Genomic DNA, 13,184 nt, shown 5'->3' with positions numbered 1-13,184 from the left:
ATGGGACAGCAGTGCCTCTATCACACTGTTTCTGCTCTTTTAGCTTATATTCATTCAAAATTGGTCTTTTTTTATTCGATTTAGCATATAGTTAAATGCAGGTCGTTATGAGTAAGCGCTATGCAAGAGATTGAGTTTAAGTTCCAAGTTCCAGTTAAGAAGCATAAGGCCTTACAAAAAGCTTTTAGCTTGCTCAAGGCTGAATCGATTCATCTGGCAGCACAATACTTTGATACGGCTGAACAAACCCTTGCTAAACATTGTATCGCGATTCGACGTCGTCAGGAAAATGATGAATGGAAGCAAACCTTCAAAGCCGTGAACACCGCTAAAGCGCTGAGTCGATTTGAACTTGAATTTGATATAGTACCACCTGAGACAACGACTCTCGACTTACATAGCTATGGTGCTTATCCCGCTGTCTATAAACAATTAAAGCGCGCTTTGGGGCTTCCACTTGTAGCCCTTGAAGTGCTCTTTGAAACCAACATCCAACGTTTACGTGTTTTGCAGGATGTTGGGAACAGTACAGTTGAGATTGCACTCGATATTGGAAAAATTTTTAAAGCACAAAGCAGTGTAGATATTTTCGAGATCGAATTTGAATTAAAACAAGGATCTATAGAGGATCTGATCGCATTTATACGGCCTTGGATTCAAAAGTATCAACTGTCGCTCGACACACACAGTAAATCTGACTATGGACTTCTAGCTGTCCGTCAACAAAGTTACTTTCCCGCACAATATCAAACATCTCTTGTACTAAACAGAAGCTCAAGCGAAGCTGAAGCGCTACAAAGCATAGTGGCCAATTGCTTACAGCACCTACTCCCTAATGCTAGTTCAATTGCGCGACAGCAGTATACCAGTGAACATGTCCACCAAGCCCGCGTGGCAATCCGCCGATTACGTAGCGCACTGAAAAGTTTTGCTGCATGGTCGGACGCCATTCAACCGCACTGGAAAACGGGACTCACCACTATTTTTCAAGCCTTAGGTGGAACCCGCGACATTGATGCCTTAAATGAAGATTTACTTCCTCAACTGATTGAGGCAGGTTATCCATTAGATCATCTTGCGCCAAGTACAGAAGTCATCACTGATATCTCTGCCCTATTTCAACGACCCGAAACGACGCAACTTTGGCTTGAATTGATTTTATTTACAGAGCAAAAACTAGATTCGCCTTCAAAAGCCAAACTGAAAAAGCATGCACTTAAAGTAATCCATGCTTTACACGATAAAATATGTGCACATGCCGAGCACTTTAGCCAGCTTGAGGATGAAGAAAAACACCGTATTCGCAAACAAGTCAAACAACTGCGTTATAGCATTGAGTTTGTGGCGTCTCTACTCGATGCAAAAGCGTTAAAAACCTATTTAAAAAATCTCAAAGCAGTGCAAGAAAGCTTGGGGCACTATAATGATTTGGTCGTTGCAGAAGCCTTATTTCAACAAGCCCCAGAACCAGAAGCCGCTTATAGTTTTGCCACAGGCTGGATCGCCGCGGAAAAAAATAGAATGTTGAAATTGGTTGAACAAGAGCTAATGCTGTTCAGTCAAACCAAACAGTTGAAATAGATGTTTAAATCAAAACACACATCAGCAGTGAAAGGCTCTTTTATAAGTGAATTCTGCCAGCACCTAAGTTAACGATACTTGCCGTATACTTTCCACGTGTTGTTATCTGCGAGTGGATCATTATAACTATCGCTACGCTGTTTACGTGGTTTGTCTCGCGCATCGACCAACTCAAAGTGTGCTTCGGTACTTAACACGATACCATTTACATAAAATCGGGTACGGGTATATTCACTCTGTCCATGCTGAAACACATAGGTTCTGAGGTCAATAAACTCCCTATGCGCAACCAAGGCTGCGTTATCATCGCTGTCTAACCAAGTGCGCATGGCTTGGATTTGCTCGGGTTCAAACTGCCCACATTTTTCGATTAAGCTCGCAATACCACGAAAACTTTTAGACTCTTTGGCACGGGTTTTATTAATCCGAATACGATCGACATGAAAATAAAACAGCGGTAAATTCAAATGACTGGGTAAATGAATCGCGTCCAGTACCTCATCTTCCATAAAGGGTTGGAATAAGTCTTGCGCCCGCTCAATCAAACCCGTCCACTGACGGTAGTAGTCTTCGACCTCTGCTTTTGTAGCGTAATAAATCGGTAAGCCTTCGACATTGGCCAAATTTTGTGGTGGCCAAATGTTTTGACGCAATAATGCAATATCACTTTTTAAACTTTGTACCGCAATCGCATCTTGCATGAATATTCTCTATTTTACTGCTTAGGCTATTTTTAGATTAAGGCAAAGGTTTAGTTTCTGCAAGGCTTTGCCTATAATGCAGTCTGAGTTATTTATGTATTTTAGGACAAGTTCATGGTTCAGAAGATTGAAGCAACAGATGTAACCGAAGAAGAAGCGTTGAATGCTGCTTTTTTTGAACGTGCAGATGAATTTATTAAGCAAGCAAACGATTTTTGTCGCACTGAAAAAGGTTCACAAGTGAAACCTACTGAAATACGTGGCCAAGTCAGTGCTGCGATGTTATTTGGTACAGCCCGTTTTAACACGTGGGTAGCAGCCAACAACTTTAAAGATGGCGATGAAATGCGTGATGCCAAAGAGCAAGTCATGTCTTATATTTTGCAGCAATTCCAAATGATGCTTGAAGACAACTATGATGAATATTGTGAACAGTTTGAAAACTATCTTCGTTTCCGTCATAACGAAGAATTTCATGCCAATAAGCATGACCACAAACACGATCACTGATCAATCAAAGCCTGCCTCGTGCAGGCTTTTTTCATTTCGTCGTATTTGAAATGAAATACAATGTTGCAATACCTCAATTTGCAGTAAGGTAATCCTGAAAGAATATAATTTAGGGAAAAACATGCAGCATTTGGACTTTGCACTCATTGATCCGCACATTCACCAGTGGGACCCCTATAACACGCCACATGCAGCGGCTTTGGCAGTCAAATTATTGGGCAAGCATCCTAAGCTTTTGGACAAAATGGTTCGTTTGGTGAAACCTAAAGATCTGATTGAAACTGTCGGTCTAACCCGTCATATCACACGTCCTTATTTGCCTCATGACTATAAACACGATACTGGCCCATACACAGTAGAACAAGTGGTACATGTTGAAGCCAGTTGGCATCACAACAAAGGCAAAGGTGTGGTTGAGGAAACTCAGTTTATTGAGTCTTTAGCTTTTGGAGCAGATACGGTCAAATTGGGTGGCATTGTCGCAACAGCTGATCCGCGTGATCGTAACTTTAAGAAGATCCTAAAATTACACCATAAAGCTTCACCACACTTTCGTGGTATTCGTAAAATGGCGTCTTTTCATGAAGATAAAGAAATCCATGCGTGGACAGATGAGCCACACTTATATCGCAATAAAAAATTTCTCAAAGGCTTCGAAGTACTGTCCCAATACAACTTGAGTTTTGATGCTTGGGTTTATTCCACACAGCTTGAAGATGTGATTTATCTGGCCAAGCAGTTCCCAGAAACCTCCATTGTGCTAGACCATTTGGGTACACCCGCAGGTTTATTTGGCCCAATTGGCGCAAATACAGGGATGACACAAACAGCGCGGGAAAATATTTTCTTCCGTTGGAAAGATGACTTAGCTGAGCTTGCAAGCTGTCCAAATGTCTATACCAAAATGTCGGGACTCTTCATGCCTGTATTAGGACATCGTTTTCATAAAGAAGACCGATTGGCGTCCAAACAAGAAGTCTTTGATCTGGCACATCCCATGATTACGCATGCCCTCGCCTGTTTTGGCACCTATCGGGTGATGTTTGCCTCTAACTTTCCAATGGATTCGGTCAGTACATCGTTGGTCAATATTATTGATGCCTTTAGTGATGTCGTCGCAGCCTATGACCCTGATGCTTTAGAGCGTATATTCCATCACAATGCCAAACAGTTTTATCGGCTTGAATAGACAACTAAGAAAACTGCTTCATAAGGCTTATAACAAAGAACCCCTCTATATTGAGGGGTTCTTTTTAGGTGAGAACTGAGATCTTTACTTTTTCAACGCTGGCTGCGCTTTGCCATATTGGTCAGCCATCACTTCAACCAATTGATCCAACTTAATATATTTCTGAATCACTGCATCAACATCGGCTTTACTGATTTTAGCCAAAGCTAAATCGCGTTGCTCACGATCCAGTAAAGTACGATTGCGCTTCATTTGAGGAATCAACATGCGATGGATATTGCGACTATCTTCAAGTGCAGTCACACGCTTTTTCAAAATATCAGCTTTCGCAGCTTCGACTTCCTGTTCAGTAACGCCTTTTGCCAGTAACTCATTCAACACTTTATACACTGCCTGAGAGACTTGAGCTGATTTGCCTGCGCTATAGTTTGCGTCAATTGTCAGCGCTCCTGACTCCGTCCAGTCATCCAGCGAAATGCTGCTGCCAAAACCATAGACCAAAGCATTCTTTTCACGTAGCTCTTGCGCCAAACGAGAGGACAACTGCGACTCACCTAAGATGTGCTCGAGTACCTGTAAAGCAGGCGCATCGGGGTGGTACGTGCCCACAGGGAACGTCATAATGCTCTGATAGCTACCAAACTCACGCTGCTCTGACAGCGCATGTACCCGCTGCGCTTTATATGCAGTAAAATCAGAAGTAATCCGCTGATAAGGCGCTGCCGAATTCCAGTTTGCAAAAGCCTGATTTAAAGTCTTTTTCATCTTTTTCGTATCAATCACACCTGTCACCGAAATTTGTGCATGATTCATCGCAAAAAACTGCTGATACAGCTGTTTAACCTGAGCTTGTGTTGCTGCTTGATACTGCTTCTTGACATATTCAGGCTCGAAGTGATGGCGAATATCCCCAATTGGATAAGTTTCAAGTAAACGCGCAATGGTTAAAGCTGCTACAGTTTCAGGCTCAGTATACGGTCGATCTAGACTTGCTAAGCTTTGTGACTTAATTAAATCAAACTGGCTTTGTTCAAAAGTTGGATTTTTAAGGACATCTACAACAAAGTTAAAAAATCCATCAAACTTTTCTTTCTTCGCCACGATTGAGATATTGATGCCGTTACCATTACTTGAGGCACTTGCTCCACCGCCCGCATCAATAGAATGATCAGCAATGTCTTGCAAACTATATTGAGTTGACGCTCTGAGTAGTAAATAAGAAGTTAGGTCTAATAGCTCTGCCTTATTAAACAAACTTTCTGCCGTACCAAAGTCAATCGAAATGGTGGCATAGGTCTTATCGTCACGCGTAGTACTTGGGTACAGCGCATATTGCATACCATTTTTTAACTTGCCACGCTGAATTTGTTTTTCAGCACTTTCTAAATATTGCTTTGAACTTTTTACATACTCAGCAACTTCCGCTTTATACACACTTGCATCTTTCAATGGCTCTTCAGCCACAGCTTGCTGATCTAAAGTTTTTGCTGGGGTGGCTGCTGCCGCTTGTTCAAGTGCTTTTTTCTGATCTTCTGGGGTTGGTAAAATAGTACCTGAAATCCGATGCTCTGGGATCAAAAAGTCATCTAAACGTTGATTAACTTGCGTAACGGTAAGCTGTTGTAACTGTTGCTGATCTTTAAAGTATTGTGTCCAATCACCGTTGGCAGAAACCACGTAGTCACTGAGCATGCCACCGACTGCCGTTGCACTACTGAACATGCTTTCTTGTGCATTTTTAATCATGCTCTTCACACGGTTAAGCTCAACCTCGTTGAAGTTTGGTGTTTTTTCGACCCCATCAACCAAAGCCGACTCGACTTTTTTCACATCATGGTTGGGTGCATAAACTGCGCCCATAAACACCATATTAAAATCTTGATCTAACCATGTGGTTGACTGAACTGCTGTCGCCGTTCCCGTCTCTACAATATTTTGGTACAAATGCCCGCTGGGTTGCATGGTATATAAATACGGTGACACCGCCAACGCAGTTTTAATGTTCTCGTTTTTACCATTTAGGTAAATATTGTATTTGGCGAAGTTACTGCCTTTTTTCACCACAAACTGGCGATCTTTAATCTTGCTGGCATCTAAGACAGGTACTTTAACTTTCGCAGGCACAGCGCGCGCTTGAATCGCACTAAACTTTTCATCAATCTGCTTTAGTACAGCAGCTTGGTCAAACTTTCCTGAAATGACAAACACCGCATTATTCGGTGCATACCAATCACGATAAAACTTATTCAGTTCAGCCATTTTGATTGACTGTAACTCGTTTAAATCACCAATCGGTAAACGTCCTAAATATTGATTACCATAAGCAGACTTCCACATCTGATCCATGAGTACCGAAAAAGGCTGATCCATACGGACTTCACGCTCGCGTTTTACAATCGCGATTTCAGACGGTACATATTTTTCTTGGAGCACCAAGCCATCCATGCGCTCAGCTTCAAGATGAATCAGCTGATTAATTGCGTTTTGTTCAGGACGAGCTACATTAATATATTTGGTTGAATAATAATCTGTGCTGGCATTATTCATTAAACCGTATTGATCTAAACGGCGCTGAAACTCGTCTCCTGGAACATTTTTAGTTCCCTTGAACGCTAAGTGTTCCAATAGATGTGCTAAACCGCCCTTTCCTTTAGGATCGTTCAATGAACCAGTCAAATAGACCATATTCATATACACTTTATTTTCTTTATCGTTTGGCGCAAGAATAATGCGTAAACCGTTATCTAATTTATATTCTTCAATTTTCTGTTCCGATTTTACCAATACGGGTTGTGCCCATACTGTGCCCCCAAAGCCAAGTAGCAATACCGACAAACTCAATGTTTTAAAACGCATTAACATTATTTTTCCAAATAATTCGACAAAATATGAATGATTCTCAACATCATAGAGGAAAGTGAAATTATTTTTATAGTAATTTGGTGAAAAACAGCATTTTAATCAATGCTTATTTTTCACCAGTAGTTTTATTTTAAGAGAATTACAACTTAATCTAAGTACAATTCAGCCGTCATATATAACTTGGCATAGCCAGAAATTTGGATCCGTGTTTCAGACTGAATATCGCAGTAAAGTAATCCTCCACGGCTCGATGCCTGATAGGCAAGCAATGAGGTTTTACCCAACTTCTCCGCCCACAAGGGTGCAAGACCTGTATGCATCGAGCCTGTCACAGGGTCTTCATTGATGCCTTTATGCGGTGCGAAATAACGTGCGATATAATCATAATCTTGAGACTTTGAGGTCAAGGTAACATCCAAGTTTTCAGCGGTAATCGCAGTACTGACTTTATGCTTTTCTGCCATTTGACGAATTTTATCCAAATTCGGTTTGGCGTCCTTAACTGCCTGCTCAGACTCACATACTAAAATATAAGCCTGTGGGTTTAAATAAACTTCTTTAATTTCACAATCGACCAACTCATGAATTTCCGCAGGATAGTCTTCTAACTTTTGCGGTGCACGAATTGGAAAATTCATATGAATCTTGCCGTCAGCATCTTGATCAATGATAAAAATACCCAACTCTTTGACATGAAACTGGATACGTTTAGCATCGGTATAATCACGAAACAGGACGAAACTACTGGCTAAAGTCGCATGCCCACAAAAGTCCACTTCAACCTGGGGAGTGAACCAGCGAATTTCAAAGTTTTCAGCATCAATGACTTTCACAAAAGCCGTTTCTGCCAAGTTATTTTCCAAGGCAATATTCTGCATCAAATCTACTGCTAACCATTCATCACGCACAATCACAGCGGCAGGATTACCTTTGAATAATTCAGTTGTAAAGGCATCGACTTGATACATTTTCATCGTTTTTCTCCTAAATTGAGGCTTTATTTTGCAAAAAACTGAGTAAAAAAGTAGATACAGTTTTTAGTCATTTATGGATACACGCCCAATAAAAAGAAGCCTAATCATTAAGATAGGCTTCTTTCCAGTTCATAAGCGATATATTACTCAGCTTAGACTTCTTTTAAGTCCACATTGTCTTGCTCAAAAATACGCTTATCGGTTTGACCTAAGACTTGGCTGGTCACGACACCTGCAGTCATCGAACCATTCACATTCAAAGCCGTACGACCCATATCAATCAAAGGCTCAATTGAAATGAGCAGTGCAACCAAAGTCACAGGCAAGCCCAACATCGGCAGGACAATCAGTGCTGCAAATGTTGCACCACCACCTACACCTGCCACCCCAATCGAGCTCAAGGTCACGACACAAACCAAAGTCAAAATCCAAAGCGGATCGAGTGGATTAATACCTACTGTCGGTGCGACCATAACAGCCAACATTGCAGGATATAGCCCAGCACAGCCGTTTTGCCCAATGGTCGTACCAAATGAGGCTGAGAAGCTGGCAATTGACTCAGGTACGCCCAGACGTCGTGTTTGTGCTTCAATATTTAAAGGAATACTGGCAGCACTTGAACGGCTGGTAAACGCAAAAGTCAGCACAGGCCAAACCTTTTTAAAGAACTGAATTGGGTTCATACCTGTGAGCGCCAAAATCACGGCGTGCACGATAAACATAATCGCCAAGCCGATATAAGACGCAACCAAGAAGCCACCTAAGTTTAAGATGTCCGCCATTTTAGAGTTGGCCACAATATTGGTCATGAGTGCGAACACACCGTAAGGAGTGAGCATCATAATCAAACGCACCAACTTCATGACCCACGTTTGTAAGATGTCAATTGCAGACAACAGCTTTTGCCCTTTCTCAGCATCCGCTTTCATGAGGTTCAAGCCTGCAATGCCTAAAAACACTGCAAAAATGACTACACTGATAATGGAAGTTGGATGTGCCCCTGTCAGCTCGGCAAAAGGATTGCTCGGAACAAATGACAGAAATAAATCAGGCACTTGTAAGTCAGCCACTTGACCGACATAGTCAGTTTGAATCGTATTTAAGCGTTCAGTTTCTTGTGTCCCTTGTACCAAACCTGCCGCAGTTAAGCCAAACAGATTGGTCACCACCACACCGACAAACGCAGCAATCGCTGTGGTAAATAACAAGGTTCCAATGCTAATAAAACTAATTTTACCCAATGAACCTGCATCGTGTAGCTTGATCACAGCGCCTAAAATGGAAACAAACACCAAAGGCATTACCACCATTTGTAATAGTTTGACATAGCCTTTACCGACCACATTAAACCACTGTACCGACTCTTGCAGTACAGGCGAATGCGTACCATAAAACCCATGTAAAGCGAGACCAAAAACAATACCAAGACAGAGACCTGCCAGTACTTTCTTCGCTAAACTCCAATCGGTTTTACGGGTTCGACCAAGTAAAATAAGCAATGCAATAAAAATGATGACATTGACGATTAAGGGGATATTCATATTGTTTCCCTAAATGATGCTGTCATAATTATAAATCAAAATTGAAACGGCCTTACGGTTTTGCGCCACATTCCCCACTGAATGTACAAATTTAGACTGAATCGGCAGTTTTAGAATGTGGTATAAAGCACTTAAAACGGCTGTTAAAATGTTCTTTTACATGAATCAATCTCTGCTTAATCCTCACATTCTGCCCGTTCCTTTAGAAAAAGCATATCGGCTACTCAACCACGGCCCAACCTTGCTGGTTTCCAGTCAAGATGATGAAAGCACTGATGTCATGACTGCAGCTTGGGCATGCGCCCTAGAGTTTAGCCCCGCCAAAGTGACGGTCGTACTCGATAAATCTACGAAAACCCGCAGTATCATTGAAAAATCGGGTCTATTTGCGCTGCAAGTCCCTACACTTAAACAGCTGAAAATGGTTTACGCACTCGGCATGATCAGTCAATATGATGCGCCTGAAAAGTTGCGTCAGTGTGGGGTCGAACTGTTTCAGTTTAATCAAAGCCCTATCCCTGTGGTTGAAGGCTGTAGTGCATGGATTCTGTGTGAACTCATTCCTGAACCGCATAATCAGCAGCAGCATGACTTATTTATTGGCAAAGTCATTGCCGCTTATGCAGATGATCGTGTTTTTAGAGATGGGCATTGGTACTACCATGAAGCCGCAGAGGAATGGAAAAGTATCCATCATGTTGCAGGCGGACATTTTTATACCATTGGTGATGCAGTGGATATCAATACACTTAAAGACACTGAGTAAATTGGCTTCACCTTTACTCCGCTCGACTAAAGGCGAACATTACTCGATTGTTTTATTGTAAATTTCACCTTATAGTTCAAGTGTGTTTTTTAAACAAATAGTCAAATGATGATGAACAGGACGTTCTCGAGCACCGTACAACTGAGTCTCTTTCTCTGCCTGAGTATGTGCTTGGGGATTGGCATCTTACGTTTTTCTTATACCGCTCTACTGCCGTCCACTCGCGAAGCCTATGAATGGTCACACAATTTCGCCAGCCTACTCGGTAGTGCTAATCTGCTGGGCTATCTGATCGGCGCGTTCTGGGCAATGAAGCTGCCACAAAATGCAAAAATGCCGATCTATATCATTTTTGCTGCGCTGTTTGGTTCAATCAGCCTATTTGCCTGTGCATTTGCACATTTTAATGAAGTTTGGTATTTGGTGTGGCGCATCATTTCAGGTATCAGCGGTGGTTTGCTGATGATTCTATCGCCTAGCATTGTGGCGCAGTGCAGTGAGTTACAGCACCGTTTTAAAATTAATCTAATTGGATTTAGCGGAATCGGGATTGGTGTATTGGCAGCCACGCTGTTTATGCCGTATTTAGACCGTATTGCAATCAGTAGCGCATGGTTCATTCTTTGTAGCTTTGCATTTGTCATTACATGGTTATTATGGATACTGGTTCGTCCTTTCCAAAAGCAACTGCACAGTATCCCTACAAGCCAGCCCCAGACTCATACAGTGAATAAAATTTACTATAGCTTACTCATTGTTTATGCCTGCAGCGCCTTTGCCTATATTCCCCATTCTCTGTTTTGGATTGATTATTTAAGTCATGTTTTAACGCTAAATTTATATTGGATCAATTTTAACTGGATTTTATATGGCTTAGGCAGCGCTTTGGGTGCAGCGACAGCTTATGCTTTAGCACGTAAATTTGGCAACTTTCTGGCTTTAAAGATTTTATACAGTGTCTATATTACGGCAGTGTTTATTGCGGTTCTGAGTTTTTCGCCTGTATTTACGCTCCTATCTTCATTTCTCACAGGCCTACTGAACCCTGCGGTGGTCTTTCTCACCTCCTATACCATCTTACAACTTTATGGCTTAGCCTATAAAAAGCTGTGGAGTATGGCGACACTCAGCTTTGCAACGGTACAACTAGTTGGTGGTTTAAGTTTTAGTACCTTGCAGCATTTGGGTTGGTCATATCACTTTCAGTTTATGCTTGCTGCAGGAGTTCTCAGTCTAGGAACACTGCAATTGTTTTATTTTACCCGTACGACCTCTACCTCCAATCCAACCAGTAAAAAGGAGGCCTTTTAAGCCTTCATATTAAAGAGAATCAAAAAAGTAACCTACTTGCGTTAGTAGTTCACGTTATAGAGGGTCGTCCATGTTAAATGGAGTTCTTGCATAAGTCGTTTTTTGAGCTGTATTGAAATCACAATGAAAGTCCCTTCTCCTTTTTAAAGGAGAGGGCTAGGGAGAGGATTTGTAGGAAGAATCCTCCGTCCTTCTAACCTTTTCACCAAGAGAGAAGTAACATTCAACACTTATTGTATTGCCAATGAATGGTCATTTTTTGACTTTTGCAAGAGTTCTAATACGTGTGATATTTTAACTTACTTTTAAATATTATAAATGAACGATGTAAGTATAAGAAAAAAATTGATGAACCATCTATGAGCAAAACAATGAATGCGTTCGAACTTTTATAGCTGTAGATCAAAACTTGGCTATTTCAATGCATTTAAAGTTAAATACGGATAAGGATTCACAGCTCCCTTTCCAGTCCTATAAATTCCATAGTGCAAATGTGGTGGCGTATTCTTAGCATTGCCCGTGTTTCCGACATAGCCCAATACCTCTCCCACTTCAACCCAATCACCCGTTTGAATATCAGGCGCATAAGCATCTAAATGTGCATAATAGTGACGGCTTAAATTTGGTCCCATTACCCATACCACTTGCCCACCTAAACTATTGATCCCAACATCCAAGACGATGCCTGATCGTGGCGCTTAAGACAGGCGTACCACGTTTAGCAAAGATATCAATACCTTGATGTTTTCGTCCCTGACCACGTGCAGCCCCCCAAGTGTCCTGTATCTGCTTGTGGCTTACTCCTTCTACAGGCACATTTAAATTTTTCGCTAAAGGCGTCTTATATAACTGCCAATATAAATAGGGGTAACTCAAACCCGCTGCTTCACCCGAAGCCGGTGGCTGACATCCAATCATCAGCAGATTTGTACTTAAAATAGCTCCACTCAGAACTAAACGAGACATGATTCAACTACTCAGCTAATTTTTAGATATTCAAATAAGATAAAGTTACTTATTCATACTAAATGCTTCATATATTGAAAGATATCTTATATATGTAACGGCAAAGCCCTCATATAAAATGAGGGCTTTTCTTCAAATAAACTACGTAAAACTACTTACGCTTCTTCAGTTTTTTCTCTAAGGCTTTCAGCTTAGACTGATGCTTAGAAATCTTTTTTAAACGAGCTTTGATCTTCTGTTTTAATGTTTTCACAACATTATTCGACATAGAGCCCTCCTGTTAGTCCAATTCCTTTTGCGTGATTCCTCCGTGCTGTGTTTTAAGATAAATTCATTAAATCACGACAACTTTAACGTTGCTGATTTGGATTCTGTTGGTTTTGGTTCGGTTGTTTTTGCTGGCCTTGATTTGGCTGCTGTTGCTGTTGTTGCTGATCTGGCTTTTGTTGCGGTTGATTGGGTTGCTGTTGACGCTGCTGCTGATTTTGTTGATTAGCCACGAGACTACTCCTTTGATCATCTGCCGTAACATTCGACAAAGACCACCATACAACACTGGCTCAAAAACCCAAGCTATAAGCTGTATCAAAGTACTTCAATGTAATGACAAATCTAATTTCCCTTTATAAATCAAAATACTGTGTTGTTAGACTGTACTTTCACTCACCTAAAGCACGAATGTCTTAACCTAGTCTTACATTGCAAACATATTTCGACCGCTATATTCAACTTATAAAAGGCTTTGTTGCATAAACATTCAAAAGCTGAATTTTCCCCAATCCT

General features: G+C 41.3%; 10 protein-coding genes and 1 pseudogene. 5 read left to right on the top strand and 6 right to left on the bottom strand.

Annotated elements, in window-relative coordinates; genetic code table 11:
- The first annotated feature begins 120 nt into the window (after positions 1-120).
- On the top strand, positions 121-1,581 hold the full coding sequence (locus tag DPG01_RS17360; protein WP_110975908.1) for a CHAD domain-containing protein: 1,461 nt from the start codon (positions 121-123) through the stop codon (positions 1,579-1,581).
- Between the two features lie 68 nt (positions 1,582-1,649).
- Here the strand turns inward: DPG01_RS17360 and DPG01_RS17355 are convergent, their stop codons facing one another.
- The gene (locus DPG01_RS17355; protein WP_086210198.1) at positions 1,650-2,282 is read right to left on the bottom strand and encodes a hypothetical protein; all 633 of its coding nucleotides are present in this window, start codon (positions 2,280-2,282) and stop codon (positions 1,650-1,652) included.
- A 114-nt stretch (positions 2,283-2,396) separates the two neighbouring features.
- Between DPG01_RS17355 and DPG01_RS17350 the strand changes: the two genes are divergently transcribed.
- Complete coding sequence (locus tag DPG01_RS17350; protein WP_110975907.1) at positions 2,397-2,792, top strand: DUF3144 domain-containing protein; 396 nt, start codon at positions 2,397-2,399, stop codon at positions 2,790-2,792.
- A 121-nt stretch (positions 2,793-2,913) separates the two neighbouring features.
- On the top strand, positions 2,914-3,981 hold the full coding sequence (locus tag DPG01_RS17345) for an amidohydrolase family protein (protein WP_110975906.1): 1,068 nt from the start codon (positions 2,914-2,916) through the stop codon (positions 3,979-3,981).
- A gap of 84 nt (positions 3,982-4,065) precedes the next feature.
- On the opposite strand, the gene DPG01_RS17340 is transcribed toward DPG01_RS17345, so the two are convergent.
- The 3 genes from DPG01_RS17340 to DPG01_RS17330 form a co-directional block, all read right to left on the bottom strand.
- On the bottom strand, positions 4,066-6,843 hold the full coding sequence (locus tag DPG01_RS17340; RefSeq protein ID WP_110975905.1) for a M16 family metallopeptidase: 2,778 nt from the start codon (positions 6,841-6,843) through the stop codon (positions 4,066-4,068).
- Positions 6,844-6,989: 146 nt separating this feature from the next.
- Positions 6,990-7,817 carry a PhzF family phenazine biosynthesis protein gene (locus tag DPG01_RS17335; RefSeq protein ID WP_110975904.1) on the bottom strand — a complete coding sequence of 276 codons (828 nt, stop codon included), beginning with the start codon at positions 7,815-7,817 and terminating at the stop codon, positions 6,990-6,992.
- 152 nt (positions 7,818-7,969) lie between these two features.
- Positions 7,970-9,358 (bottom strand): L-cystine transporter, encoded by a 1,389-nt coding sequence (locus DPG01_RS17330; protein WP_110975903.1) that lies wholly within the window; start codon positions 9,356-9,358, stop codon positions 7,970-7,972.
- A 160-nt stretch (positions 9,359-9,518) separates the two neighbouring features.
- On the opposite strand from DPG01_RS17330, the gene DPG01_RS17325 reads away from it, so the two are divergent.
- Together DPG01_RS17325 and DPG01_RS17320 are read left to right on the top strand one after the other, a co-directional pair.
- Complete coding sequence (locus tag DPG01_RS17325; RefSeq protein ID WP_110975910.1) at positions 9,519-10,124, top strand: flavin reductase family protein; 606 nt, start codon at positions 9,519-9,521, stop codon at positions 10,122-10,124.
- A 108-nt stretch (positions 10,125-10,232) separates the two neighbouring features.
- A complete protein-coding gene (locus tag DPG01_RS17320) occupies positions 10,233-11,435 on the top strand; it encodes a YbfB/YjiJ family MFS transporter (protein WP_110975909.1) in 1,203 nt (400 codons plus the stop codon).
- A gap of 413 nt (positions 11,436-11,848) precedes the next feature.
- On the opposite strand, the pseudogene DPG01_RS17315 reads toward DPG01_RS17320, so the two are convergent.
- Positions 11,849-12,401, bottom strand: a pseudogene (locus tag DPG01_RS17315) (M23 family metallopeptidase).
- Between the two features lie 350 nt (positions 12,402-12,751).
- On the bottom strand, positions 12,752-12,901 hold the full coding sequence (locus DPG01_RS18805) for a hypothetical protein (RefSeq protein WP_171264481.1): 150 nt from the start codon (positions 12,899-12,901) through the stop codon (positions 12,752-12,754).
- Between the last annotated feature and the right edge of the window lie 283 nt (positions 12,902-13,184).

Origin of the sequence: Acinetobacter sp. WCHAc060042, assembly GCF_003231195.1 — a bacterium.
Taxonomy (GTDB): domain Bacteria; phylum Pseudomonadota; class Gammaproteobacteria; order Pseudomonadales; family Moraxellaceae; genus Acinetobacter.
This window is presented reverse-complemented; position numbering and strand designations above follow the sequence as displayed.